Here is a 26,711-nt window from a genome sequence, read left to right on the forward strand (position 1 = left end):
TTTAGGGGCGTAGTTCAATTGGTAGAGCACCGGTCTCCAAAACCGGGTGTTGGGAGTTCGAGTCTCTCCGCCCCTGCCAGTTACCAATTAAGTAATAATAAAAGAAGTATCTATTGATAACCCGATTAGCTTAATCGGGTTTTTCTTTATTCGTGTGACTATAAATATAAAGTTATTTTCCCCTTCTGCTAATTTTCAATTTATTTTATCCCATTAACTATCCCACTGTTTTGTATCTCTTAATCGTATTCACTATTTAAATACACTGTGACGTTACGTTCTCCCAGCTACTTTTTATTTTCATCATTTTATATTTATTTTTCGCATCATCAGTGAGTTGTTACTTACGACTTTATACTTCTCAATAGTATTCACAGGTTGAATGATATTTTGTTGTGCTCAATATTTAAGTTAGAAAAATGAGAGTATATATAAAGTTGGTAGTTTAATTTTTATTAAGCTCAAAAATTATCTTGCTGAAAAAGCAAAATATCATTGTATTGCTGTATGAATATTGGTCAGTTATCTGTTATTGATATATCTTATTAAAAAACAAAATGAAGTATCAATTAAGATTATTTTGCAGAGATCTATAGTTTGTTTATGGGATCATAGGAAGGTGAGTGGATTTGTTACTCACCTTCTTATTTTTTATTCACTTAACTGTGCATTTTTTATTGGAGTTTTAATCAGTTGATTGATAAGAGCTTGCTGATCGTTTTTCTGGAGCCAAACTGCATACAAAGGTTTGTTTATTGAGGTTTCTGAGAGCGTTTTTAAGCCCGGATATTGATATACCCAATGAGCAGGTAAAAATGCCGCTGAAAGCGATACAGGAAGTAATTGGCGGGTAATATGGGCTGAGGTAGTGATCATAACAGGTGTGTCATCTTGAGTTAATGAAGGTTCATTTTTTGGATGGAAGTCAGCACCCCATTCAAGCCTTATAAAATTATATTTTGTGAGTGCAATATTCTTTTGGGAAGCCATGAGTTGTAAGTCAATCGTACCGATGATTGTACTTTCAAACTCATCCATTTTAGGCGGTTCAGTTGCGATTAATAAGTCTAATTCTCTAGAATGTAGTTGCTTAACAAGAGACTGGCGCGTTGAAACCCTAGCTTCGAGCCGTAGTTCATCATGTTGATTATAAAGTTCTTCTACCCAGTCAGTTAGATAACCTTCCCAAAGTGAAGCTGTTGCACCAATAGAAAGCTCTGTGTGTTGTGAGGCATGAGATATTTCTTTTTTAGCTTGCAGCCAGGTATTCATTAACGATTCAGCATATGGAACAAGCCTTTCTCCTGCAGCTGTTAACCGGATATTGTTTCTATGCCGCGTAAATAGGCTTGTACCTAATTGTGTTTCTAATTGCCTAATACGGAAGCTAACCGCTGATTGCGTTAAATAGAGTGATTCTGCGGCTCGACCAAAGTGCCTAGTTTTACTGACCTCTAAAAAAGTTCTCAATAACTCGCTGTCCACATGCATCTCCAATTATTTTTGTCGTGATGATTTAAATGTTTTGTTTTACAGATTGTCAATGCTGTCTAATACTCCGCGCCATATAGAGTTTGACTGTAATAAGTTAGGAGTGTGTCAGATGGCAGATAGCTTCATCACGACTAATCGTTTTTTTGATAACAAACATTACCCACGTGGCTTTTCTCGTCATGGTGATTTCACCATTAAAGAAGCTCAGTTGCTAGAACGTCTCGGCCAAGCTTTTAATGAGCTTGATACAGGTAAACGTGCACCTCAGACAGAAGAAGAAAAACTTTTCGTCGCTGTATGCCGTGGTGAACGTGAACCGGCTACCCCAGAAGAAAAAGTTTGGACAAAATATTCTAGCCGTATTAACCGTCCAAAACGCTTCCATACTTTATCTGGCGGTAAACCGCAGATTGACCCATCGGAAGACTACACTGATACAGATGATTAATATTATCATCGTATGATAAGAGGGACTTCGGTCCCTTTATTTCTACGGGATAATAAGTACTTATCTGCCCACTCTTCTCAGCTTACTTGTTTTTGCAAATGAAGCAATAACTTATCCATTGCTCGATACCCCAAAGCTTCTAATAAATCTGAACGTTCAATAGTTTCTGCGGCATTAAGGTCGGCGATTGTTCTAGCAACCCTTAAAATTCTGTGCCAAGCTCGAATGGAAAGACCTAACTTATTTAATGCATGTTCTAAGAATAACGCATCTTTTGTTGTTAGCAGGCAAAATTGTGTGGTTTCTCTTGGTGTTAATAAACTATTAATTTTTCCAGCTCGCCTAAGTTGCCTATTTCTGGCTTCGATGACTCTTTGTCTAACCTGTTCACTTGTTTCACCTTGGTTAGTTTGATTACTTAATGAACCGAGAGGTAACAATGGAATCTCTATTGAAAGATCAAATCGGTCAATAAAAGGCCCTGATATGCGTGAAAGATAACGTAGTATGCGAGTAGGAGCTGAGCGGCTCATTTCTCCTTGGTAATGGCCTGTTGGGCTAGGATTTAGGGCCGCAATTAGCTGGAAACTGGCAGGATAGCAAACTTTTGCTTTTGCTCGAGAAATGCTAATTTTTCTAGATTCTAGGGGTTCTCGTAAAGAATCTAATATCGAGCGGCTAAATTCGGGTAATTCATCTAAAAATAAAACACCATGGTGTGCAAGTGAGATCTCACCAGGTTTGGGAAGAGAGCCACCACCAATTAAAGCGGCAATTGATGCACTATGGTGGGGTGCTCTAAAAGGCCTTATTGGCCAATTCATGTCTTCTTTTGTGTTTTCACTTAAACTATGTAGTGAAGCAACTTCTAAGGCTTCTTGAGAGGTTAATGGGGGAAGTAAAGTCATTAGACGGCTTGCTAGCATAGTTTTTCCTGTCCCAGGAGGACCCAACAAGAGTAAATTATGTCCACCTGCAGCACAGATTTCTAATGCCCGTTTCCCTTGTTCTTGGCCAATAATATCGTTGATATCACCTTCTTGCTTGGTTGGGATAGATGCTTGATGAACTTGTTGATTACAAACTAATGTGTGTTTGTTATGTAAAAAATGGCAGAGCTCTAATAAGGATGTCGTGAAATAAACGCTATTATCTGGAAGTAGGCCTAGTTGGTGTTGGTTCTCCGTTGATAGTATTAAAGAGCGCTGTTGTTTTAATGCCGATTGGGCCGCTGGGATAGCACTGTTGACATAGCGAACATCGCCAGACAAAGCAAGTTCGCCTAAAAATTCATATTGTTTTAATGGATCGTGGGGGATTTGCCCTGATGATGCGAGTATGGCAATAGCGATGGCAAGGTCATACCGACCACTTTCTTTTGGTAAATCTGCTGGGGCTAAATTAACCGTCATTTTTTTAGCTGGATATTCAAACCCGCTATTTAGTAGAGCGCTTCGAACTCTATCTCTTGCTTCTTTTACTGCTGTTTCTGGTAGCCCAACAAGTGTTAAACCTGGAAGCCCATTACTAATATGTGCCTCAACAGTAACAAGAGGTGCTTCTAACCCAATTGATGCTCTAGTGTAAACAATTGCTAATGTCATAAGCCCTCCAATATTTTTTACAGAGTAATATTCTGCTGAAATTAGGTTTGTTTATCTTGAGTTGATAACATATTTGCGAAGCTGCTCGATAATTTAATTGCTTAGTTACTAGGCTGTTTCAATTTGCGTCGAGTAGCTTCGAGGACTTGTTATAACAGTGATTGCGTTAATTTTATAAAGAGTGGAAGCTATACTGAACTTGGATATTCATAAGAAAAAGTAATTGATTTTTTGGCGTGAATCTTAATGGTATTGAATGGCTGGTGCGGATGATGTAGCTGATTATGCTATGTATTCTATTGAATTTTACTGAGAAACGGTAGTTTAAGCAGTTTATAATGCTGATTTGTTGATAACGATATGATTTTTAAATAATTTAATGTTTTGAAAATAAATAAATTAAATAAAAGTTGTCAAAACGATTTTAAAATGATAACTCTAAATAATAGATAATTAAGAATATTGAAAAAGTAAAACTCATGAACGCATTTATCCAAGCAGTTAGCCTAATTATTATTAGCGTGGTGGTGATTATTATCCCACCGTGCGGGGCTGCACTTGGACGACGAAGGCTAAAATAACAGCCAGATCTCACGAGAACCCCGCACCGAAAGGCGCGGGGTTTTTTTTGACATAAATGTTGATGAATGCAAACACACTAAATAAAACATAACAAATACAAATAGATAAAGTAGACGGACAGGAGATAAAGCATGAACGGAGCACAATGGTTAGTTCAAGCATTGCGAACACAGGGAGTTGATACCGTATTTGGGTATCCTGGTGGCGCAATTATGCCAGTTTATGACGCATTGTATGATGGCGGAGTTGAGCATTTGTTGTGTCGACATGAGCAAGGGGCTGTAATTGCTGCGATTGGATATGCACGTTCAACAGGGAAAACAGGGGTATGTATCGCAACATCGGGTCCTGGCGCAACAAATGTTATCACGGGATTAGCTGATGCATTGTTAGACTCCGTTCCTGTTGTCGCCATTACTGGGCAGGTTGCTTCTGAGTTTATTGGAACCGATGCCTTTCAAGAAATCGATGTTTTAGGGTTGTCCTTAGCTTGTACTAAGCACAGTTTTTTGGTTGAAGATATCGAGGACTTACCTCGCATTCTTGCTGAGGCTTTCGCAATCGCAAATAGTGGGCGTCCTGGTCCTGTACTGATTGATATTCCGAAAGATATTCAGCTACAACAAGCTGAGTTGTCTCCATTTTTAATGCCGGTAGAGCAAGAAGTCACTTCACCTTTATCTGAAATACAACAGGCAAGAATGCTATTAGAACAATCAGAAAAGCCTATGTTGTACGTTGGTGGCGGTGTTGGAATGTCTGGTGCCGTTAAAGAATTACGTGAATTTATTGAGTTTACAGGTGTTCCTTCAGTTGCAACGTTAAAAGGGCTTGGTGCCGTGAGCCCTTTAGATGAGAACTATTTAGGCATGTTAGGTATGCATGGTACTAAAGCAGCCAATATTTCAGTGCAACGCTGTGACTTACTCATCGCTGTTGGTGCTCGTTTTGATGATAGGGTAACAGGTAAGTTGAATACTTTTGCACCGAACGCCAAAGTGATTCATATCGATATAGACCACGTAGAATTAGACAAATTACGTCAAACACATGTTGCGTTACATGGTGATGCAAAAGTATTACTCCCTGAATTAATGCTTAAAAAATCAATTGCACCTTGGCAGCAGGAAGTTCAGCAACTTAAAAAAGAATTTGGTTGGCGTTATGACCATCCTGGTGAACCTATTTATGCGCCACTGTTATTGAAACAGCTGTCGGATAAAATGAAACCAAATACGGTTGTGACCACCGATGTAGGGCAACACCAAATGTGGTCAGCACAGCATATCACCGTTGATGGCCCTGAAAATTTCTTAACCTCTAGTGGGCTTGGCACCATGGGGTTTGGTATCCCTGCGGCAATTGGTGCACAGGTTGCTAGGCCTGAGGATACTGTAGTCTGTGTATCTGGGGATGGGTCATTTATGATGAATGTCCAAGAGTTGGGAACCATCAAACGTAAGCAACTTCCTGTAAAAATCCTTTTGATCGATAATCAACGCTTAGGCATGGTTCGCCAATGGCAGGAATTGTTTTTTGAGCAGCGTTATAGTGAAACGATTTTGACGGATAACCCTGATTTTGTGGCATTAGCCAGTGCGTTTGGTATTAAAGGCCAACGAATTACTGATAAGTCAGAAGTTAATGCTGCATTAGATGAATTGCTGAATAGCGAAGGTGCCTATTTATTACAGGTATCAATTAATGAACTAGAAAATGTCTGGCCGTTGGTTCCACCTGGGGCTAGTAATGAAAAAATGATGGAGAAACCATTATGATGCAACATCAAATCTCGATATTGGCCCGTTTCCGTCCTGAGGTTTTAGAGCGTATATTAAGGGTCACTCGCCATCGTGGATTTCGTATTAATTCCATGAATATGGGGCAATCAACAGACGGCGACAATGTTAATATTGAACTCACTGTAAGTAGTCAAAGGCCATTAACTCAGCTTTGTGCACAGTTAACTAAGCTTTCAGACATTACAGAAGTTGAAGTACTACAACAAGAATCACGACTATTACGCACACAAAGTGCAATGTAAGGAATATACAAATGACTAAGAAAGCTGACTTTATTTGGTTTAACGGTGAAATGACGCCATGGGCTGATGCAAAGGTTCATGTTATGTCTCATGCTCTGCACTATGGTACATCGGTGTTTGAAGGCGTCCGTTGTTATGACTCACATAAAGGTCCTGTGGTCTTCCGCCACCGTGAGCATATGCAACGTTTGCATGATTCAGCGAAAATTTACCGTATGCCTGTCAGCTATAGCGTTGAAGAGTTAATGGAAGCTTGCCGTGCAACTTTGCGTAAAAATAACTTAGTCAGTGCGTATATTCGTCCACTAGTGTTTATTGGTGATGTTGGTATGGGCGTTAACCCACCAGACGGTTACAAAACCGATGTTATTTTAGCGGCGTTCCCATGGGGGGCGTATTTAGGTGAAGAAGCGTTAGACCAAGGTATTGATGCGATGGTGTCTTCTTGGAACCGTGTTGCACCAAACACCATTCCTACAGGGGCAAAAGCAGGTGGTAACTATTTATCTTCTCTACTAGTTGGTAGCGAAGCTCGTCGTCATGGTTACCAAGAAGGTATTGCATTAGATGTTCATGGGTATTTATCAGAAGGTGCGGGGGAAAATATTTTTGAGGTGAAAGACGGCATCCTGTATACACCTCCGTTCACATCCTCTGCATTACCAGGTATTACACGTGATGCAATTTTAACGTTAGCAAAAGATTTGGGTATTGAAGTTCGTGAGCAAACACTATCACGCGAATCTCTTTATCTTGCTGATGAAGTCTTTATGACAGGCACAGCTGCCGAAATTACGCCAGTACGTAGCGTTGATGGTATCCAAGTCGGCATTGGTCGTTGTGGCCCAATAACCAAGCAAATTCAGCAAGCATTCTTTGGCTTATTTGATGGCACAACAGAAGATAAATGGGGCTGGTTAGATCCAGTAAACCCTTAATAATTAAATTGAAATAGATGTTACAGGCGGACGTTCCCCGCCTGTTTTAAACACGGGAGTTAAAGATATGCCTAAGTACCGTTCAGCAACAACAACTCATGGTCGTAATATGGCTGGGGCTCGTGCATTATGGCGTGCAACAGGCATGACCGATGCTGATTTTGGAAAGCCCATTATTGCTGTTGTTAACTCATTCACACAGTTTGTTCCAGGCCACGTACATTTACGTGATTTAGGCAAATTAGTTGCAGAGCAAATTGAAAATGCAGGTGGTGTTGCGAAAGAGTTTAATACAATCGCAGTTGACGATGGGATTGCCATGGGACATGGCGGAATGTTGTATTCCTTACCTTCCCGTGAATTAATTGCAGACTCGGTTGAATATATGGTAAACGCACACTGTGCGGATGCCATGGTGTGTATTTCAAACTGCGATAAAATCACGCCAGGCATGTTAATGGCGTCATTGCGCCTCAACATTCCGGTTATTTTTGTTTCGGGTGGCCCAATGGAAGCGGGTAAAACTAAGCTTTCAGACCAAATTATCAAGCTCGATTTGGTTGATGCCATGATCCAAGGGGCGAACCCAAATGTGAGCGATGCAGATAGCGAGCAAATAGAACGTTCAGCATGCCCAACGTGTGGCTCTTGCTCAGGAATGTTTACTGCAAACTCAATGAACTGCTTAACTGAGGCACTGGGGTTATCTCAACCAGGAAATGGCTCATTATTAGCGACTCATGCAGACCGCGAAACTTTATTTATCAATGCAGGTAAGCGCATTGTTGAATTAACTAAACGCTATTACGAACAAGATGATGAAAGTGCGTTACCACGCAATATCGCCAATAAATCTGCATTTGAAAATGCGATGACGTTGGATATTGCGATGGGTGGTTCAACTAACACAGTTCTGCATTTGCTTGCGGCGGCTCAGGAAGCCGAAATTGATTTCACCATGGATGATATCGACCGTTTATCACGTAAAGTTCCGCATTTGTGTAAGGTTGCACCGAGTACACAAAAATACCATATGGAAGATGTTCACCGTGCTGGTGGTGTTATTGGTATTTTAGGTGAACTGAGCCGTGCAGGTTTGTTGCAAGAAAACGTAACTAATATTTTAGGGCTAAGCTTCCAAGAAACATTAGCGCAATATGATGTGATGTTAACGAAGGACGAGTCTGTTAAATCGATGTTTTCCGCGGGTCCTGCTGGGATCCGTACGACAAAAGCCTTTTCACAGAATTGCCGCTGGCCATCATTGGATACTGACCGTGAGAATGGGTGTATCCGTAGTATTGAGCATGCGTATAGTTTGGATGGAGGGCTGGCTGTCCTGTCTGGAAATATTGCAGAAGATGGCTGTATTGTTAAAACCGCTGGAGTTGATGAAGGCAGCTTAACATTCCGTGGCCCAGCCAAAGTGTTTGAAAGCCAAGATGACGCAGTAGAAGCCATTCTGGGTGGCAAAGTCGTTGAAGGAGATGTGGTTGTTATTCGCTATGAAGGGCCAAAAGGTGGTCCAGGCATGCAAGAAATGCTTTATCCAACTTCATACCTCAAATCAATGGGATTAGGGAAAAGCTGCGCATTAATAACGGATGGCCGTTTTTCGGGCGGTAGTTCTGGCCTTTCTATCGGTCATATTTCGCCAGAAGCAGCGAGTGGTGGCTTATTAGCATTAGTTCAAGATGGCGATATTATTGATATTGATATTCCAAAAAGAACGATGGTGCTGGATGTGAGTGAAAGCGAATTGAATCAACGCCGTGAAGCTGAATTAGCTCGAGGCGATAAAGCTTACACCCCGCGTAATCGCCAGCGTGAGGTTTCTTTTGCTCTGCGTGCTTACGCTTCTTTGGCGACGAGCGCAGACAAAGGTGCTGTTCGTGACAAGTCGAAATTAGGGGGCTAATTGTGGCTGCAGCAAAACCATTACCGGCTGCCCCAACCGGAGCAGATTACTTAAAAGCGGCGCTAAGTGCGCCGGTTTATGAAGCTGCACAAGTAACGCCTCTTCAACAGATGGATAAAATATCTTCACGCTTGGGCAATACCATTTTAGTAAAGCGCGAAGATAGGCAGCCTGTACATAGCTTTAAGCTCCGTGGTGCTTACGCCATGATTGCGAGTTTAACCGAAGAGCAAAAAAGCAAAGGTGTGGTGACCGCTTCTGCAGGGAACCACGCTCAAGGCGTTGCATTATCGGCAAACCGTGTGGGTGTGAAAGCAAAAATCGTCATGCCAGTCGCAACAGCAGATATCAAAGTGGATGCAGTACGAAGCTTCGGTGGCGAAGCTATTTTACATGGCGCTAATTTTGATGAAGCGAAAGCGAAAGCCATTACAATGGCAGAAGAGGATGGCTACACCTTCGTTCCACCTTTTGATCACCCTTCAGTCATTGCAGGCCAAGCTACGATAGCACTGGAACTACTGCAACAAGATGTTCATTTAGACCGAATTTTTATCCCAGTAGGTGGCGGTGGGTTAATTGCGGGCGTCGCTGTGATTATTAAGCAGTTAATGCCAGAGATTAAAATTATTGGTGTGGAGTCTGAAGATGCCGCCTGTCTAAAAGCGGCATTGGAGGCTGGGCACCCTGTTGATTTACCGCGTGTTGGCTTGTTCGCAGAAGGTGTGGCAGTCAAACGTATTGGCGATGAAACCTTCAGATTGTGTCAGCAATATGTTGATGATGTTATCACTGTTGATAGTGATTCCATTTGTGCAGCATTGAAAGATATTTTTGAAGATGTTCGCGCGATAGCAGAGCCTTCAGGCGCTTTGGCATTGGCTGGATTGAAAAAATATGTACAGCAGCACAACATCAAAGGCGAACGTTTAGCACATATTTTGTCCGGTGCGAATATGAATTTCCACGGGCTGCGTTATGTTTCTGAGCGCTGTGAAATTGGTGAACAACGAGAAGCTTTGCTGGCAGTGACCATTCCTGAGCAAAAAGGGAGTTTCTTACGTTTTTGCCAGTTACTAGGCCATCGAGCCATTACGGAGTTTAACTATCGATATACGGATGCCGATCCTGACCGTGCTTGTATTTTTGTTGGGGTGCGTTTAAGTGGCCGTGATGGCGAGCGCTCGGAGATTATCCAAGAACTTAGAAGTAACGGCTATGAAGTCAATGATTTATCAGATGATGAAATGGCAAAACTTCATGTGCGTTATATGATTGGTGGTCGCCCATCAAAGCCATTAGATGAAAGATTGTATAGCTTTGAATTTCCAGAGTCTCCAGGTGCATTACTGAGATTCTTAGAGACACTTGGGACTCATTGGAATATTACGTTATTTCATTATCGCAGCCATGGTACAGATTATGGGCGAGTGCTGGCGGCGTTTGAACTGGCTGGGCCAGAAGTACGTTTTGATAGGCATCTTGATGCGTTAGGTTATGAATATCATGATGAAACAGGAAACCCGTCTTTCCGTTTTTTCTTAGCGCCGCAAGATAGCCAAAGAACCTTAGATTGAGTTGTCTGGGAGTAATTCCCAAAACGCTTTAATTAATGGTTCACTCAGGCGTTTGCTTAATAGGCAAACGCCGAGTTCAAAAGGTTCTACCATTGAAATATTATCGAGCTGTGAAATACGGCTGCGTACGGGTTCTGGGCTGTTATCAACGACCACACTAGGAATCAAGGCAATACCGCATCCCAAAGCCACCATTGACACAATTGCCTCATGGCCTGATACCGTCGCATAAATGACAGGGTTATTGATATTATGGCGACGGAACCAGAGTTCGATACGTTTACGAGATGGGCCGTGTTCAGGCAGGATAAAGGGGACGGTAGACCAATCAGGTTCCGCTTCTGTTACCATGCTTCGTACAGCACAGGGTAGTGATGGAGCAATCAAAACGAGAGGGATTTCGCCGATTTTTGCAAAACGGACGTTATCAGGTAAGCGCTCGGGTTTCCCAGCGATGCCAAGATCAGCTTCATGAGTTTCCACTTTTTCGACAGCATCCGCTGCGTCCCCTGTCGTGAGTTTAATTTCCACTAATGGGTGTAGCGCACGGAATTTATCTAAAACTTCGGGTAAATGACTATAAGCTGCTGTAACTGAGCAAAAAAGATGTAGTTCCCCACTGAGCGATGGACTTTGCTGGTTGAGAGCATGTTGCAGCTGTTGATATTGCAATAATGTTTGTTGGGCAAATTGCTTAAGGTGTTCCCCTGCTTGGGTCAATTTAACTGAGCGGTTATCTCGCACAAATAGTGGGTGACCAAGCTGTTCTTCGAGACGTTGTATTTGTCGAGACAACGTGGAAGGGCTGACATGCATCGCTTTAGATGTGCGCCCGAAGTGGCAACTTTGTGCTAAATGCAAAAAAAGCTTGAGATCGCGAATGTCCATTTTGCCCTCTAATTAACATAATTAATGGCGTTGCAGATATTGCAACATTGTATTGTTAATATATCAATTTAAGCAATGCGAAACATCGCATATAGTAAATCCATAAACGCTCAAAAATGAGCGACAGGCAGACTGCCTGACATAACGAACACAACAGAACAATGGAGTATGACAATGGCGAATTATTTTAACACATTGAATTTGCGTGAGCAGTTAGCTCAATTAGGCAAGTGCCGTTTTATGCAGCGCGAAGAGTTTGCAGATGAAGCAGGTTTTCTGAAAGGTAAAAAAATCGTCATCGTCGGTTGTGGAGCGCAAGGTTTAAACCAAGGCCTGAATATGCGTGATTCAGGTTTAGATATTGCTTATGCATTACGTGATGAAGCAATTGCAGAGAAACGTGCTTCATGGCGCAAAGCGACAGAAAATGGTTTCAAAGTTGGTACTTATGAAGAACTGATCCCTACCGCTGATTTGGTTATTAACTTAACGCCAGACAAGCAGCACTCAACCGTTGTTCGCGCTGTTCAGCCTATGATGAAACAAGGTGCAGCACTGGGTTATTCACATGGCTTCAACATTGTTGAAGTTGGCGAAGAAATTCGTAAAGATATTACTGTTGTGATGGTAGCGCCAAAATGCCCAGGTACTGAAGTTCGTGAAGAATACAAGCGTGGTTTTGGTGTTCCAACGCTGATTGCAGTACACCCAGAAAATGACCCGAAAGGTGAGGGTATGGCGATTGCCAAAGCGTGGGCAGCAGCGACTGGTGGCCACCGTGCAGGTGTTCTGGAATCTTCGTTTGTTGCAGAAGTTAAGTCTGACCTGATGGGCGAGCAAACTATTCTGTGTGGTATGTTACAAGCAGGCGCACTGTTAAGTTACGACAAAATGGTTGCAGACGGTGTTGAGCCAGGCTACGCAGGAAAATTAATTCAGTTTGGTTGGGAAACTATCACTGAAGCGCTGAAACAGGGCGGTATCACGCTGATGATGGACCGTTTGTCTAACCCTGCAAAAATTCGTGCTTATGCATTATCTGAACAACTGAAAACCATTATGGCGCCATTGTTCCAAAAACATATGGATGACATCATTTCAGGTGAATTTTCTGCAACCATGATGGCAGACTGGGCAAATGATGATAAAAACTTGCTGACATGGCGTGAAGAGACAGGCAAAACAGCATTTGAAAATTACCCTGAATATGAAGGGAAAATCGCAGAACAAGAGTACTTCGACCACGGTGTTTTGTTAGTTGCTATGGTTAAAGCGGGTGTTGAATTAGCGTTCGATACGATGTTAGAAGCGGGTATCTTAGAAGAATCGGCTTACTATGAATCACTGCATGAATTACCACTGATTGCGAACACCATTGCTCGTAAACGTTTATATGAAATGAACGTGGTTATCTCTGATACCGCAGAATATGGTAACTATCTGTTCTCATTCGCAGTTGTGCCAATGCTGAAGGATTTCATGACGAAGTTACAAGCAGGGGATTTAGCGAAACCAGTTGCCGATAATGGCACTGATAACGCACAGTTACGTGATATCAACGAAGCTATCCGTAACCATCCGATTGAGAAGATCGGTAAGATTTTACGGGGTTATATGACGGATATGAAGAAGATTGCGGTCGGCTAACTCATTATCCTTCCCCTTTCACGCTCTAGGGGTGTCAGCTTCTTAAGATTACCCAAGTCACATACTTTAGTATGCTCCTTGGGATAATCTTATTTGCTTCCTACCTAGAACGCGAAATGCTTTGGATAATCACCATGTTTTCTCTTGCAATAGTGTAGAAAAAAGCATTGATGTTATAAAAGAAAAAGAACAAAACCACATTATTCGGATGGATGATGTGGTTTTTTGTTTTTTATAAATAGAGAAGATCGTTGCTCAAGAGTTGGGTCGGTTTCTGCTACAATCTGTAGCGAATTCCTTTTTGAATAACTGAGTGATGTAGAGAAGCCATGCGATTGAATCCTAGCCAACAGCAGGCAGTTGAATTTGTCGATGGCCCGTGCCTTGTATTGGCGGGGGCGGGGTCAGGCAAAACACGTGTTATTACTAATAAAATTGCGCATTTAATTCGCCAATGCGGTTATCAGCCTCGGCAAATTGCAGCGGTGACTTTCACCAATAAAGCGGCGCGGGAAATGAAAGAGCGCGTGGCACAAACCTTGGGTAAAAAAGAAGCGCGTGGTTTGATCATATCCACCTTCCATACATTAGGCTTGGAAATTATTAAGCGTGAATATAAAGCGCTGGGTATTAAAGCCAACTTTTCGCTATTTGACGACCAAGACCAGATGGCATTGTTGAAAGAACTCACTTTTGACTTACTAGAAGAAGATAAAGACTTACTCAAACAATTGATCTCAGCGATCTCTAATTGGAAAAATGATCTTATCTCGCCACAACAAGTTATAGGCCAAGCACGGAGTGAGAAAGAGCATCACTTTGCCGAGTGTTATCGCCGCTATGAACTTCATCTGAAAAGTTGCAATGTGTTGGATTTTGATGACTTAATCAGCAAACCTACCATGTTGTTATATCAAAATGAAGAAGTTCGTGAACGCTGGCAGCAAAAAATTCGCTACTTGCTGGTGGATGAATATCAAGATACCAATACGAGCCAATATCAGTTGGTTAAATTGCTTGTGGGGCAGCGAGCAAGGTTTACGGTTGTGGGTGATGACGACCAGTCAATCTATTCATGGCGTGGCGCAAGGCCACAAAACTTGGTTTTATTGAATCAGGACTTTCCTAAGTTAAATGTCATTAAGCTTGAGCAAAATTACCGTTCATCTGAACGAATTTTAAAGGCTGCAAATATTTTAATTGCCAATAACCCTCATGTATTTGAAAAAAAATTATTTTCTGAATTGGGATATGGAGCGCCACTTCGGGTTCTTACGGCAAACAATGAAGACCATGAAGCCGAAAGAGTGATTGGGGAGCTTATTGCACACCATTTTATTAATAAGACGGAATATAAAGATTACGCCATTTTGTATCGCGGTAACCATCAATCGCGTATTTTTGAAAAAATGTTGATGCAAAATCGTATTCCGTATCGCATTTCGGGGGGGACTTCGTTTTTCTCCCGCCCTGAAATTAAAGACTTATTAGCCTATTTGCGAGTATTAACTAACCCTGAAGATGACAGTGCTTTTTTACGCATAGTAAATACTCCACGTCGAGAGATTGGTCCCAAAACTATCCAAAAACTTGGGGAATGGGCAAACCAACGAGGGAAAAGCTTATATCAAGCCAGCTTTGATCTAGGGCTTGAACAAATTTTAAAAGGTAAAGGATTAGAAGCATTACAGCGTTTCACTCATTGGATGGACAGTATTGTTAGAACGTCGGAACGCGAACCTTTAATTGCGGTGCGTGATTTACTGCGCGAAATGGATTATGAAAGCTGGTTATATGAAACGTCGACCAGTACTAAAGCTGCTGAAATGCGAATGAAAAACGTCAACCAATTGTTCACATGGATGAGTGAAATGGTGGAAGGTGATGATCTCAATGACCCAATGACATTGAGCCAAGTGGTTACACGCTTTACGCTGCGCGATATGATGGAGCGTGGTGAGGATGATGAAGAATCAGACCAAGTTCAACTCATGACGTTGCATGCGTCTAAGGGCCTTGAATTTCCTTATGTTTTTTTGGTCGGTATGGAAGAAGGGCTGCTGCCACATCAAAGCAGTATTGATGAAAATAATATTGATGAAGAACGCCGTTTAGCTTATGTAGGGATCACAAGAGCGCAAAGAGAGTTATTCTTTTCTCATTGTCGTGAGCGTCGTCAATATGGTGAATTGATCCGTCCCGAATTAAGCCGTTTTCTCCTTGAATTGCCACAAGATGATTTACAATGGGAGCAACAGCGTAAAGTGGTTAGTGCGCAGGAGCGTATGCAGAAAGGGCAATCAGCTTTAGCCGATATTAAAGCACGTTTAGGGTTAAATAAAAAAAGTGAGTAACCACAACTAATTGAATTTCCACACTAGAGTAGGCCTAGTGTGGAATATATTATCAATTTGAACTATTACGTTCTTCCAACTCTAAAACCCAATTCACATAGCCCTGCCATTGAACTTCTTGCTGTAAATTTTCCGCTCGTAGAGGGTGATCAGATAACCAACGATAAGGCAGTGTAATGGTTAACCTCTGTGCATTCACATTAAGTCTTAGTGCAGGCAAGGTGTCATCCCGTCTGCGGCTCGCAAAAATAATGGCGAGGCGGAGTAAACGACATAAATCATATGCATGCTGTATGGGTAGCGCATTTTGTTGGCTTAATGGTGTTAAATCGACAGGGCCTTGCTGATTTTTCAATAATGCAGCAAGTAACCGTTTTTGAGCTGGAGTGAAGCCTGGTAAATCAAGGTGTGTTATGAGATAGCTCGCGTGCTCGGGGCCTTTACGGAAATCAACACTTAAGCCGATTTCATGTAAGGCGCATGCACTTGATAGTAAATCACGACAGCGTGTATCTAAGCCCCAATCTTTCGCGACTTGTAAATAAAAATATTCTGCAAGTTGACGGACTCGGCCAGCTTGTTCGATATCGACTTGGAAGCGCCGTTGAATATTGCGAACGGTACGAGCGCGAATATCCTGCTCAATAGGAAGCTGTAACATACCATAGACAAGCCCTTCACGAAGTGCTCCGCCAGCAAGTGTCATGTTATCAATGTCTAATGCTTCAAAGATAGCAATCAAAATAGACAAGCCGCTTGGAAAAACAAGAGCACGTTCGAAGGTTAAGCCGTCAATTTCAAGCTCTTCAAGTTTTTGGCACTGAATGGCTTTGCGCTTAAGCTGTTGTAACTTAGAAAGGGTGATCAGTTCATCCATGCCTTGGGCAATCATGATTTCCTGAATGGCTTGTACAGTACCGGATGCTCCAACACATATTTTCCACCCATGTGTCTTGAGTGACTCTGCAATAGGGGCGATGACATTATGTGCAGCGGCTTGAGCCGCTGAGAAGTTTTCTTCGGTTAAACTTCTATCGCCAAAGTAGCGTTCAAGCCAAGTCACACAACCCATTTCAAGACTATAGAGTTGCTCCGCTTTTGCGCCAGTACCTGTAACAAGTTCAGTACTTCCCCCACCAATATCAACCACTAAGCGTTGATCTGGCCCACCAGTTGTATGTGCAACACCTTGATAAATTAAGCGAGCTTCTTCTTCCCCTTGAATAACTTTTACAGGGTTTCCTAAAATTTGACTGGCTTTTTCGATGAAAACATCGGCATTTTTAGCTAAACGCAAAGTCGCAGTCGCGACAACACGAATTTGTGTATTCGGAATATCTTGTAAGTGTTCCGAAAACAGGCGTAAACATTGCCAGCCTCGCTCCATTGCTTGCTCAGAAAGCAGGTTGTTGTTATCTAATCCTGCAGCAAGACGAACTTTGCGTTTAACCCTAGAGATCACCTGAATGCTACCAGCGGTTTCACGTACGACTAGCATATGAAAACTGTTTGAGCCTAAATCGATGGCGGCATAAAGAGAAGAAGATTTCAGCATATCGTTTTTACTCAGCCTGGACGTTTATGGTTGTTACGTGGGCCATTGTGGCGACGCTGCGAATTTGAATTACGGTGCTGGCCTCCAGGACGTGGGCGATGACGGCGTTTTGGTGCCGGTAAATCGCTCAATAATGCATCACTGTTATACTTACTAACAGGGATTGAGTGTTGAATATATTCTTCAATAGCAGGCAGGTTAAGTGAATATTCTTCACAGGCTAAGCTAATTGAGTTTCCACTTTCACCAGCACGACCAGTACGACCAATACGGTGTACGTAATCTTCACAGTCATCAGGTAAGTCGTAATTAAATACATGAGTGACTGATGGAATATGTAAACCACGAGCTGCAACATCAGTTGCCACTAAAATATCTAAATGGCCTTGTGTGAATTGCTCTAATATACGCAGTCGTTTTTTTTGTGCGACATCGCCGGTCAACAAACCTACACGATGACCATCAGCAGCTAAATGCGCCCAAATATCATCACAACGGTGTTTTGTATTGGCGAAAATAATACAACGCTCTGGCCACTCTTCTTCAAGAAGCGTTTGGAGTAAGCGCATTTTTTCTTCATTAGAAGGGTAAAATAACTCTTCTTTGATACGGTGACCTGTTTTTTGTAAAGGTTCGACCTCAACATATTCAGGGTTATTCATTTGCTCGAAAGCTAATTCTCTTACTCGGTAAGATAAAGTTGCAGAAAACAGTAAATTAAGCCTTTCTGCAGCACCTGGCATACGACGGAAAATCCAGCGAATATCTTTAATAAAACCAAGGTCATACATGCGGTCGGCTTCATCAAGTACCACAACTTGAACTGCACTTAAGTCGACATGGCCTTGTTTCGCGTAGTCGATTAAACGGCCTGTTGTACCAATAAGGATATCAACACCGTTTTGTAAAACCTTAAGCTGCTCATCATAGCCGTCACCACCGTAGGCTAGCCCCATTTTCAGGCCAGTATACTCAGCTAGCTCTTTAGCATCCGAATAAATTTGTACCGCAAGTTCGCGTGTCGGTGCCATAATCAGCGCACGAGGCTGATTCGCTTTTTTACCCTCAATAGCGGGGTGAGTTAATAAATAATGGAATGTAGACGTTAAAAAAGCTAACGTTTTACCTGTACCAGTTTGCGCTTGACCCGCCACGTCTTTGCCTTCGACAGTAAAAGGCAAGGTGGACGCCTGTATAGGCGTGCAAAAATTGAAGCCTTTTTTATTCAGAGCTTCAATGACTTTAGGGTGCAATGCGAAGTCGGAAAACTTCTTTTCTGTCAAGTGTGCTTTACTCATAGTATGTTAGAATATCAGTTAACGGTTGGTTTACGAAAGTGTATCTTTTGAAATAAAGCATACTGCTGCCAATAATGTTACACTAAGTCTGCAAAAGATGATCCTTTGGAGTACAACATGAGCGATAAAATTATACATATAACTGATGCAAGTTTTGCAACTGAAGTTCTGAATGCAAGTTCACCTGTTCTCGTCGATTTTTGGGCAGCATGGTGTGGTCCTTGTAAAATGATCGCGCCTATTCTTGATGAAGTTGCTGAAGAATATACAGGCAAACTGACCATCGCAAAACTGAATATTGATGAAAACCCTGCTACCGCTCCAAAATATGGAATTCGTGGTATCCCGACCTTGCTTTTATTCAAAAATGGTGAAGTCGCAGCAACGAAAGTTGGGGCATTATCAAAAACGCAACTGAAAGAATTTTTAGACGAAAATCTGTAAGTTATCGTTATATGTAAGCTAAAACGTTTGGCGGTATATCTATTTTATCTAGAGAGCCGCTAGACGTCTTCACTTAAGCATGATAAGTTATCGTCATTCCTCGTATAGCACCCATATGAATTACCTTGTATTCCATTGCTCTTATCTTACATATCTAGCTTGTTAGTTCAGTATTGTGATGATTGTTATTGATCAAAAAACTGATGGCGTAATGATTTTAAATATGAAAATTGAAAGTTTAGACATTGAGTTATAGCAGTATTCAATATCTTCGGTTTCAATGCATCTCTCATATGAATTAAAGATAGCGCATAAGCGAACGCAATGAAATTCAATATTTTTATATCATAGGGATATAAAAACGAAGTGGGACAAGGTTAGTCTTTAGCAATTATGTGTTTTTTAATGCTAATCTGACATTAAATTTGCGATATTGGGATGGATGTTGTCCTAAATGTACAAAAAACTATTGCTAATATTGTGTGTGTTTCTAATAATATGTCACACATCATCAAGATGAGTTGCAGTCAAATGTTAGAGCAATCTTAGTAATGGCTAGCACAAGATTTTTTTGCATTGTTGTTTGCTTTTGGTAAAAATTAGTGAGCAACAGGGCAGTATAAAGTTAAACTGGCACTTAATAGTAAGCTGCCGTCAATTTACGTTCATAGTTCGAGAATTACCCCGAGTTAAAGAACCCACCATTATGAATCTTACCGAATTAAAAAATACGCCAGTATCAGAATTGATTACGTTAGGCGAAAACATGGGGCTAGAGAACTTAGCCCGTATGAGAAAGCAGGATATTATTTTCTCTATTTTGAAGCAGCATGCGAAAAGTGGCGAAGATATTTTCGGCGATGGCGTACTGGAAATATTGCAGGATGGATTTGGTTTCCTCCGTTCAGCAGACAGTTCTTACCTCGCAGGTCCTGATGATATCTACGTTTCTCCTAGCCAAATCCGCCGTTTTAACCTACGTACAGGTGACACAATTTCAGGAAAAATTCGTCCTCCTAAAGAAGGTGAACGTTATTTTGCCCTCCTGAAAGTCAACGAAGTTAATTACGACAAACCTGAAAATGCCCGCAGTAAAATTCTTTTCGAAAACCTCACTCCATTACATGCAAACCGTCGTCTGCGCATGGAACGTGGTAATGGTTCAACTGAAGATTTAACTGCTCGTGTACTAGACTTAGCGGCTCCAATCGGTCGTGGTCAACGTGGTCTGATTGTGGCTCCACCGAAAGCCGGTAAAACAATGTTACTGCAAAATATTGCAGCGAATATTGCACACAATTACCCTGATTGCGTTCTGATGGTTCTGTTGATCGATGAACGTCCTGAGGAAGTGACAGAAATGCAGCGTTTGGTTAAAGGTGAAGTTATTGCTTCAACTTTCGATGAGCCTGCAGCACGTCACGTCCAAGTCGCTGAAATGGTGATTGAAAAAGCGAAACGTCTAGTTGAACATAAAAAAGACGTTATCATTTTACTCGACTCTATTACGCGACTAGCTCGTGCATATAACACCGTTGTACCTTCCTCTGGGAAAGTATTAACCGGTGGTGTGGATGCTAACGCATTACACCGTCCAAAACGTTTCTTCGGTGCTGCTCGTAATGTTGAAGAAGGTGGAAGCCTGACAATCATTGCAACTGCACTGGTTGATACTGGTTCTAAGATGGATGAAGTTATTTACGAAGAGTTTAAAGGTACAGGTAACATGGAACTGCACCTATCTCGTAAGATTGCAGAAAAACGTGTTTTCCCTGCAATAGACTACAACCGTTCAGGTACGCGTAAAGAAGAGTTACTTACATCGCAAGATGAGTTACAAAAAATGTGGATCCTACGTAAGATTATTCACCCAATGGGCGAAATCGATGCGATGGAGTTCCTCATCAGTAAGTTAGCGATGACAAAAACCAACGAAGAGTTCTTTGATTTTATGAAAAGAGCTTAGTCAATAAGTTTATTTACTTGTCAATGTTTTTAAGACCACTTCCTAATTGAAGTGGTCTTTTTTTATAACCTATACTTAAAAAGGATACTTAAATTTTCTCTTTAGAAAGCCTTGTGATACAGGTTACAGATGATGAGAATGTTATATTGGCATGAATATTGCTTATTTTTAAGTGACACTCAGAAGTATTGATGTGTAATTTAAATAGAATAATGAGAGAGTGAACCAGTGGATAGAGCACATTTTTTTACTAATCTTCTTTACGTGTTTTTATTTGCGTTTTGTATGATTTTTATTGCTCGACTAATAACTGCCAAAATTGGCTTAGTAGATAAACCTAATTTTAGAAAAAAACATGAAGGCCTAGTACCACTTGTCGGTGGAATATCAATTTATATTGGAATATGTTTTGCTTTTTCTATTACGAGTGAATACATCCCACATAAATGGTTATATTTGCTATGTGCAGGTATTCTTGTATTAGTCGGTGCTCTTGATGACCGATTTGATATAAGTGTAAAGCTAAGGGCATTTGTGCAAGCTTTTGTTGCGATGTTAATGATGACCGTGGCTGGGCTTAAGTTAGATTCTCTAGGGCATGCGTTTGGGCCATGGGAATTAGTATTAGGGCCTTTTTCTTATATAGTGACGCTATTTGCAGTATGGACGGCGATCAACTCTTTCAATATGATTGATGGCATAGATGGCTTGCTTGGTGGAGTTGCTTGTGTTGGGTTTGGTGCATTAGGATTTTTATTATACTTAAATGGCAATATGGCGTTATCATATTGGTGTTTTGCTTTTATTGTAGTGATTATTCCTTACTTAATTTTAAATCTTGAACTGCTAGGCCGTCGTTTTAAAGTCTTCATGGGAGATGCGGGAAGTACGCTGATTGGGTTCACTATTATTTGGATCCTTGTGGCTTCGACCCAAGAAGAAGTACATCCGATTAACCCAGTTACCGCTTTATGGATTATTGCGATCCCGCTAATGGACATGGTTGCCATTATGTATCGTCGAATTCGTAAAGGGATGAGCCCATTTTCACCCGATCGCCAGCACATTCATCATTTAATTATGCGTTCTGGTTTTACACCAAAAGGGGCATTTGTACTGATTACACTATCAGCGGCCGCTTTAGCATGTGTCGGTATTATTGGTGAACACTTAACATTTGTACCTGAATGGGTAATGTTGGCATTATTTTTGCTTGTATTTATGATGTATGGTTACTGCATCAAACGAGCTTGGAAAGTCGCCCGTTTTATTAAGCGAGTGAGACGTAGAGCACGTAGAGGAGCAGTACGGTAACGACAAAACGAAAATAGAGGTTCTGTGCAGTGAATAACTCAGAAACACAACCGAGTCAGCATCAATCGCCAATAGAGCCGGAATTGGATATCCGTGGTTTATGTCGCTCACTGTGGCAAGGTAAAATTTGGATCGTTGCATTTGCCGTTATTTTTGCAGCAATTGCCTTGGGAGCGTCCTATTTTATGCAGCCGAAGTGGAGTGCGACAGCAATTACGGATTTACCAACCGTCAATAATCTGGGAAGTTACTATTCTCAGCAGCAATTTCTGCGCAACCTCGATTCCCGTATTAATACTACGGGGCAAGAAGGGCAATTACCGACAATTGCAAAAGAAGCTTATCAAGAATTCACAAAGCAGCTTGGCTCTTATGATACACGTCGTCAATTTTGGCTAAATACGGATTACTATAAGCAGCGCTTAGAGAATGATCCTAAAGCAGATGCCGCATTATTGGATGAGCTCATTAATGATATTGAGTTTACGCCAGCAGATGAAGTCAAAAATTTAACCGATAGCATTAAGTTAGTGGCGGAAACTTCCGCAGATGCGAACCAGTTGCTGCGTCAATACACTCAGTTTGCTAACCAACGTGCCACAACGAATCTAAATGATGAAATTAAAGGCACTTGGGCAACGAAAATGCAATCCATGAAGGCATTAGTTAAACGTGAAGATATGGTGGCCAAGGCCGCTTATGAGCGACGTTTGAATGCACTGGAACAAGCATTAAAAGTTGCAGAAAAACAAGGTATTGTACGTAACCAAAGCGCAACACCTGTGGATGAAATCCCAGATTCAAAAATGTTTATGCTAGGTGCCCCTTTATTACAAGCACAAATTGAAACATTGAAAGCAACCGGCCCCGATCACGACAGTGATTACGACCAAAATATTGCCATGTTATCAACATTGAGCGTCGGGCCTACCCTCCAAGATAATTTTCAAGCATATCGCTATTTACGTACTCCTGAAGAGCCCGTTAAACGCGATAGTCCTCGTCGAGCCTTTATGATGGTTCTATGGGGAGCCATAGGGATGTTAGTAGGTGCCGGAGTGGTACTTGCTCGCCGCCGCCCATCTTGATTTTGGGATAAGCCACTGGCGAATTTTCCAGTGGCATATAAAGTTATTAAGATTATACAAAGCAGCTCACTGCGAAAGATAAATATAAGAGAGTCACTGTGAAAGTATTGACTGTATTCGGCACACGACCTGAAGCTATTAAAATGGCACCACTGGTTCATGCATTGGCTGAAGATACAGACTTTGAAGCTAAAGTTTGTGTTACGGCACAGCATCGTGAAATGCTAGATCAAGTACTGAAACTGTTTGAGATCATTCCAGATTACGATCTCAATATTATGAAGCCAGGGCAAGATTTAACTGATATCACTTGTCGTATTCTTGAAGGGTTGAAAAGCGTTTTTGCTGATTTTCAACCGGATGTTGTTCTTGTTCATGGCGACACAGCTACAACGATGGCAACTAGCCTTGCGGCATTTTACCATCGTATACCAGTAGGGCATGTTGAAGCGGGATTACGTACAGGAAACCTGTATTCTCCATGGCCTGAAGAGGCAAACCGTAAGATTGCTGGCCATTTAGCGATGTATCACTTCGCGCCAACTGAAAATTCACGCCAAAATTTGTTAAAAGAATCTATTCCTGACAGCCATATTTTTGTCACCGGTAATAGCGTAATTGATGCGTTATTGTGGGTACGTGATAAAGTCATGAGCGACCAGCATATGATGGAGAAATTGGCTGCAAATTACCCATTTATCGACCCAAATAAAAAAATGATTTTAGTCACGGGCCATCGTCGAGAAAGTTTTGGTGGTGGCTTTGAACGTATTTGTCACGCTTTAGCAGAAATTGCACAAGCGCATCCCGATGTGCAAGTCGTATATCCAGTTCACTTAAATCCAAATGTGAGTGAGCCTGTTAAACGTATACTGCATGATATTGATAATATTATTTTAATTAGCCCTCAAGACTACCTACCGTTTGTTTATTTGATGAACCATGCTTATTTAATTCTAACAGACTCAGGTGGTATTCAAGAGGAAGCGCCTTCTCTTGGTAAGCCTGTTTTGGTGATGAGAGATACCACAGAACGACCAGAAGCTGTTGATGCAGGTACTGTTCGTCTTGTGGGAACAGATACACAAAAAATTGTGAAAGAAGTTAATCGGTTACTGACAGATGACGCGGAGTATCACGAAATGAGCCGCGCACATAACCCTTATGGGGATGGTCATGCATGTCAGCGTATTCTTGCAGCATTGAAAAGTAATCAGGTGAAATTATGAGTTTTGAAACTATTTCTGTTATTGGCCTTGGTTATATTGGTTTACCAACAGCAGCAGCCTTTGCATCACGTAAAAAACAAGTGGTTGGTGTCGATGTTAACCAACATGCCGTTGATACTATTAACCAGGGTAAAATCCACATCGTGGAGCCAGAACTGGATATCGTGGTCAAAAAGGCGGTTGAAGAAGGCCATCTGAAAGCTTTTACTAAGCCGCAACCTGCAGATGCTTATCTGATTGCTGTGCCTACGCCATTTAAAGGCGAGCACGAACCTGACCTCGCGTATGTACGTGCTGCAGCTGAGTCTGTTGCTCCGGTGCTGAAGAAAGGGGATTTAGTCATCCTTGAGTCTACATCGCCAGTAGGAACAACAGAGCAAATGGCAGAGTGGATGGCAGCTGCTCGCCCTGATTTAACCTTCCCTCATCAAGCAGGGGAAGAAGCCGATATCGATGTAGCGTACTGCCCTGAGCGTGTGTTACCAGGTCAAGTGATGGTCGAATTAATTAAAAATGACCGCGTTGTTGGTGGTATGACGCCAAAATCCTCTCTGCGTGCAAGTGAGCTATACAATATTTTCCTTGAAGGTGAGTGTGTAATTACTAACTCAAGAACTGCGGAAATGTGTAAGTTAACGGAAAATAGCTTCCGTGATGTGAATATTGCTTTTGCGAATGAATTATCATTAATTTGTGCGGAACAAGACATCAATGTGTGGGAGTTAATCAGCCTCGCGAATCGTCATCCACGCGTTAATATTTTGCAACCAGGCCCAGGTGTTGGTGGGCACTGCATCGCGGTTGATCCATGGTTTATCGTTGCGCAAAATCCAAAACAATCACGTCTTATTCATACCGCTCGTTTAGTCAATGATGGCAAACCAATTTGGGTTGTTGACCAAGTGAAAGCGGCAGTGGCTGATTGCTTAGTGGAAACCGGTAAAAAAGCCAGTGAAGTGACCATTGCCTGTTTCGGCCTGTCATTTAAACCAAATATTGATGATTTACGTGAAAGCCCAGCAATGCACATCACCAAAATGGTAGCGAACTGGAACCCAGGTAAAACGTATGCGGTTGAGCCACACATTGATGAATTACCGACCTCTTTAAAAGGCATTTCTGAGCTAGTTTCGATTGAAAAAGCCGTTAATGAAGCGGATGTGATCTTAATGTTAGTTGACCACAATATGTTCAAAGGCATCCAAGGCTCTGCGATCCCACAAAAATGGGTTGTGGATACAAAAGGAGTATGGCGTTGAAACGCATTTTAATCACTGGAGGCGCCGGGTTTATCGGCTCTGCTGTTGTTCGTCATATTATTGAAAACACTGACGACAGCGCAGTGGTTCTGGATTGCTTAACCTATGCAGGTAACTTAGAGTCCCTTGCAACGGTTGCGAATGACCCGCGCTATGCTTTTGAGCAGGTGAATATTTGTGATAGAGCTGCATTAGATGCCGTTTTTGAAAAATATCAACCCGATGCTGTGATGCATTTAGCGGCAGAAAGCCATGTTGACCGTTCAATTGATGGCCCTGCGGCATTTATCGAAACCAACATTGTGGGAACTTACACATTGTTAGAGGCGGCGCGCCATTACTGGTCTGCGCTGAATGATGAGAAAAAAGCGGCTTTCCGTTTTCATCATATTTCGACAGATGAAGTTTATGGCGACCTCGAGGGGCCTGATGGTTTCTTCACAGAAACCACGCCTTATGCGCCAAGTAGCCCTTATTCCGCATCGAAAGCATCGAGCGATCACTTGGTTCGTGCATGGCAAAGGACCTATGGTCTGCCGACGATGATCACCAATTGTTCAAATAACTACGGGCCGTATCATTTCCCAGAGAAATTGATCCCCTTAATTATTTTGAATGCTTTAGCGGGTAAGCCTCTGCCTGTTTATGGGAAAGGTGAGCAAATTCGTGACTGGCTGTTTGTTGAAGACCATGCACGAGCACTGCATTTAGTTGCGACAACAGCGCAACCTGGCACCACCTATAATATTGGTGGTCATAATGAGCGTCGTAATATTGACGTTGTAGAAACGATTTGTGAGCTGCTTGAAGAGCTGCATCCGCAGAAGCCACAAGGTGTGGCGCACTACCGTGACTTAATCACGTTTGTGAAAGACAGACCGGGTCACGATATGCGTTATGCCATTGATGCCGCGAAAATTGAGCGCGAATTGGGGTGGACGCCACAAGAAACCTTCGAATCAGGTATCCGCAAAACGGTGCAGTGGTATTTGAACAATGAAACGTGGTGGCGCCGCGTACAAGACGGTTCCTATGCGGGCGAACGTCTAGGTCTAGGAAATTAG

At 42.0% G+C, this 26,711-nt stretch carries 21 protein-coding genes and 1 tRNA gene; 17 read left to right on the forward strand and 5 right to left on the reverse strand.

Translation table 11 applies throughout. The features are described 5' to 3' along the window. Positions 1–3: 3 nt before the first annotated feature. Positions 4–79 (forward strand) — tRNA-Trp (locus tag PSF31_RS11545). A 572-nt stretch (positions 80–651) separates the two neighbouring features. On the opposite strand, the gene hdfR is transcribed toward PSF31_RS11545, so the two are convergent. Next, positions 652–1,491 carry an HTH-type transcriptional regulator HdfR gene (gene hdfR, locus PSF31_RS11550; RefSeq protein ID WP_004906133.1) on the reverse strand — a complete coding sequence of 280 codons (840 nt, stop codon included), beginning with the start codon at positions 1,489–1,491 and terminating at the stop codon, positions 652–654. A gap of 112 nt (positions 1,492–1,603) precedes the next feature. Between hdfR and PSF31_RS11555 the strand changes: the two genes are divergently transcribed. Continuing rightward, entirely contained in the window at positions 1,604–1,942 is a 339-nt protein-coding gene (locus PSF31_RS11555) for a DUF413 domain-containing protein (protein ID WP_036958821.1), read from the forward strand. A gap of 77 nt (positions 1,943–2,019) precedes the next feature. Here PSF31_RS11555 and PSF31_RS11560 read toward each other — a convergent pair whose 3' ends face one another. Further along, positions 2,020–3,546 carry a YifB family Mg chelatase-like AAA ATPase gene (locus tag PSF31_RS11560; RefSeq protein WP_096865157.1) on the reverse strand — a complete coding sequence of 509 codons (1,527 nt, stop codon included), beginning with the start codon at positions 3,544–3,546 and terminating at the stop codon, positions 2,020–2,022. A 479-nt stretch (positions 3,547–4,025) separates the two neighbouring features. On the opposite strand from PSF31_RS11560, the gene ilvL reads away from it, so the two are divergent. The 6 genes from ilvL to ilvA all read left to right on the forward strand — a co-directional run bounded on the left by ilvL (position 4,026) and on the right by ilvA (position 10,605). Next, the gene (ilvL, locus tag PSF31_RS11565; RefSeq protein ID WP_071524553.1) at positions 4,026–4,127 is read left to right on the forward strand and encodes an ilv operon leader peptide; all 102 of its coding nucleotides are present in this window, start codon (positions 4,026–4,028) and stop codon (positions 4,125–4,127) included. A 132-nt stretch (positions 4,128–4,259) separates the two neighbouring features. Then, the gene (gene ilvG, locus PSF31_RS11570) at positions 4,260–5,906 is read left to right on the forward strand and encodes an acetolactate synthase 2 catalytic subunit (protein ID WP_004906130.1); all 1,647 of its coding nucleotides are present in this window, start codon (positions 4,260–4,262) and stop codon (positions 5,904–5,906) included. After that, positions 5,903–6,172 (forward strand): acetolactate synthase 2 small subunit, encoded by a 270-nt coding sequence (ilvM, locus tag PSF31_RS11575; RefSeq protein WP_004906129.1) that lies wholly within the window; start codon positions 5,903–5,905, stop codon positions 6,170–6,172. Before ilvG ends, ilvM begins: the two co-directional genes overlap by 4 nt. Before the next feature lie 11 nt (positions 6,173–6,183). Beyond that, complete coding sequence (locus PSF31_RS11580; protein ID WP_096865158.1) at positions 6,184–7,110, forward strand: branched-chain amino acid transaminase; 927 nt, start codon at positions 6,184–6,186, stop codon at positions 7,108–7,110. Between the two features lie 67 nt (positions 7,111–7,177). Further along, entirely contained in the window at positions 7,178–9,028 is a 1,851-nt protein-coding gene (gene ilvD, locus PSF31_RS11585; RefSeq protein ID WP_094962446.1) for a dihydroxy-acid dehydratase, read from the forward strand. A 2-nt stretch (positions 9,029–9,030) separates the two neighbouring features. After that, positions 9,031–10,605, forward strand: a complete 1,575-nt coding sequence (gene ilvA, locus PSF31_RS11590) for a threonine ammonia-lyase, biosynthetic (protein WP_094962447.1) — start codon at positions 9,031–9,033, stop codon at positions 10,603–10,605. Here the strand turns inward: ilvA and ilvY are convergent. Continuing rightward, positions 10,597–11,493 (reverse strand): HTH-type transcriptional activator IlvY, encoded by an 897-nt coding sequence (gene ilvY, locus PSF31_RS11595; protein WP_004906122.1) that lies wholly within the window; start codon positions 11,491–11,493, stop codon positions 10,597–10,599. The two genes, ilvA and ilvY, sit on opposite strands and share 9 nt — an antisense overlap. A gap of 174 nt (positions 11,494–11,667) precedes the next feature. On the opposite strand from ilvY, the gene ilvC reads away from it, so the two are divergent. Then, a complete protein-coding gene (ilvC, locus tag PSF31_RS11600) occupies positions 11,668–13,140 on the forward strand; it encodes a ketol-acid reductoisomerase (RefSeq protein WP_096865159.1) in 1,473 nt (490 codons plus the stop codon). Between the two features lie 329 nt (positions 13,141–13,469). Beyond that, the gene (gene rep, locus PSF31_RS11605) at positions 13,470–15,494 is read left to right on the forward strand and encodes a DNA helicase Rep (protein WP_094962448.1); all 2,025 of its coding nucleotides are present in this window, start codon (positions 13,470–13,472) and stop codon (positions 15,492–15,494) included. Positions 15,495–15,546: 52 nt separating this feature from the next. Here the strand turns inward: rep and gppA are convergent, their stop codons facing one another. Together gppA and rhlB are read right to left on the reverse strand one after the other, a co-directional pair. Further along, a complete protein-coding gene (gppA, locus tag PSF31_RS11610; protein ID WP_096865160.1) occupies positions 15,547–17,049 on the reverse strand; it encodes a guanosine-5'-triphosphate,3'-diphosphate diphosphatase in 1,503 nt (500 codons plus the stop codon). A gap of 11 nt (positions 17,050–17,060) precedes the next feature. Beyond that, positions 17,061–18,347: an ATP-dependent RNA helicase RhlB gene (gene rhlB / locus PSF31_RS11615; RefSeq protein ID WP_096865161.1), complete on the reverse strand. Its 1,287-nt coding sequence runs from the start codon at positions 18,345–18,347 to the stop codon at positions 17,061–17,063. A 117-nt stretch (positions 18,348–18,464) separates the two neighbouring features. Between rhlB and trxA the strand changes: the two genes are divergently transcribed. The 7 genes from trxA (at position 18,465) to rffG (ending at position 26,711) form a co-directional block, all read left to right on the forward strand. Continuing rightward, positions 18,465–18,791 (forward strand): thioredoxin TrxA, encoded by a 327-nt coding sequence (gene trxA, locus PSF31_RS11620; protein WP_004906112.1) that lies wholly within the window; start codon positions 18,465–18,467, stop codon positions 18,789–18,791. Between the two features lie 706 nt (positions 18,792–19,497). Continuing rightward, on the forward strand, positions 19,498–20,757 hold the full coding sequence (rho, locus tag PSF31_RS11625; RefSeq protein WP_004906109.1) for a transcription termination factor Rho: 1,260 nt from the start codon (positions 19,498–19,500) through the stop codon (positions 20,755–20,757). 228 nt (positions 20,758–20,985) lie between these two features. Further along, complete coding sequence (gene wecA / locus PSF31_RS11630) at positions 20,986–22,071, forward strand: UDP-N-acetylglucosamine--undecaprenyl-phosphate N-acetylglucosaminephosphotransferase (RefSeq protein WP_096865162.1); 1,086 nt, start codon at positions 20,986–20,988, stop codon at positions 22,069–22,071. 29 nt (positions 22,072–22,100) lie between these two features. Next, a complete protein-coding gene (wzzE, locus tag PSF31_RS11635) occupies positions 22,101–23,159 on the forward strand; it encodes an ECA polysaccharide chain length modulation protein (RefSeq protein WP_004906105.1) in 1,059 nt (352 codons plus the stop codon). A gap of 98 nt (positions 23,160–23,257) precedes the next feature. Further along, a complete protein-coding gene (gene wecB / locus PSF31_RS11640) occupies positions 23,258–24,388 on the forward strand; it encodes a non-hydrolyzing UDP-N-acetylglucosamine 2-epimerase (protein ID WP_004906103.1) in 1,131 nt (376 codons plus the stop codon). After that, positions 24,385–25,647, forward strand: a complete 1,263-nt coding sequence (wecC, locus tag PSF31_RS11645; protein ID WP_094962451.1) for a UDP-N-acetyl-D-mannosamine dehydrogenase — start codon at positions 24,385–24,387, stop codon at positions 25,645–25,647. Before wecB ends, wecC begins: the two co-directional genes overlap by 4 nt. Next, positions 25,638–26,711: a dTDP-glucose 4,6-dehydratase gene (rffG, locus tag PSF31_RS11650; RefSeq protein ID WP_197739769.1), complete on the forward strand. Its 1,074-nt coding sequence runs from the start codon at positions 25,638–25,640 to the stop codon at positions 26,709–26,711. Before wecC ends, rffG begins: the two co-directional genes overlap by 10 nt.

It is taken from the genome of Providencia sp. PROV156 (assembly GCF_028480905.1).
GTDB classification, from domain to species: domain Bacteria; phylum Pseudomonadota; class Gammaproteobacteria; order Enterobacterales; family Enterobacteriaceae; genus Providencia; species Providencia hangzhouensis.

Excerpts from the sequence above, each read along its gene's own strand:
- hdfR (WP_004906133.1), bottom strand. The coding sequence starts at position 1,491 with ATGCATGTGGACAGCGAGTTATTGAGAACTTTTTTAGAGGTCAGTAAA.
- PSF31_RS11555 (WP_036958821.1), top strand. The coding sequence starts at position 1,604 with ATGGCAGATAGCTTCATCACGACTAATCGTTTTTTTGATAACAAACAT.
- PSF31_RS11560 (WP_096865157.1), bottom strand. The coding sequence starts at position 3,546 with ATGACATTAGCAATTGTTTACACTAGAGCATCAATTGGGTTAGAAGCA.
- ilvL (WP_071524553.1), top strand. The coding sequence starts at position 4,026 with ATGAACGCATTTATCCAAGCAGTTAGCCTAATTATTATTAGCGTGGTG.
- ilvG (WP_004906130.1), top strand. The coding sequence starts at position 4,260 with ATGAACGGAGCACAATGGTTAGTTCAAGCATTGCGAACACAGGGAGTT.
- ilvM (WP_004906129.1), top strand. The coding sequence starts at position 5,903 with ATGATGCAACATCAAATCTCGATATTGGCCCGTTTCCGTCCTGAGGTT.
- PSF31_RS11580 (WP_096865158.1), top strand. The coding sequence starts at position 6,184 with ATGACTAAGAAAGCTGACTTTATTTGGTTTAACGGTGAAATGACGCCA.
- ilvD (WP_094962446.1), top strand. The coding sequence starts at position 7,178 with ATGCCTAAGTACCGTTCAGCAACAACAACTCATGGTCGTAATATGGCT.
- ilvY (WP_004906122.1), bottom strand. The coding sequence starts at position 11,493 with ATGGACATTCGCGATCTCAAGCTTTTTTTGCATTTAGCACAAAGTTGC.
- ilvC (WP_096865159.1), top strand. The coding sequence starts at position 11,668 with ATGGCGAATTATTTTAACACATTGAATTTGCGTGAGCAGTTAGCTCAA.
- rep (WP_094962448.1), top strand. The coding sequence starts at position 13,470 with ATGCGATTGAATCCTAGCCAACAGCAGGCAGTTGAATTTGTCGATGGC.
- gppA (WP_096865160.1), bottom strand. The coding sequence starts at position 17,049 with ATGCTGAAATCTTCTTCTCTTTATGCCGCCATCGATTTAGGCTCAAAC.
- rhlB (WP_096865161.1), bottom strand. The coding sequence starts at position 18,347 with ATGAGTAAAGCACACTTGACAGAAAAGAAGTTTTCCGACTTCGCATTG.
- trxA (WP_004906112.1), top strand. The coding sequence starts at position 18,465 with ATGAGCGATAAAATTATACATATAACTGATGCAAGTTTTGCAACTGAA.
- rho (WP_004906109.1), top strand. The coding sequence starts at position 19,498 with ATGAATCTTACCGAATTAAAAAATACGCCAGTATCAGAATTGATTACG.
- wecC (WP_094962451.1), top strand. The coding sequence starts at position 24,385 with ATGAGTTTTGAAACTATTTCTGTTATTGGCCTTGGTTATATTGGTTTA.
- rffG (WP_197739769.1), top strand. The coding sequence starts at position 25,638 with ATGGCGTTGAAACGCATTTTAATCACTGGAGGCGCCGGGTTTATCGGC.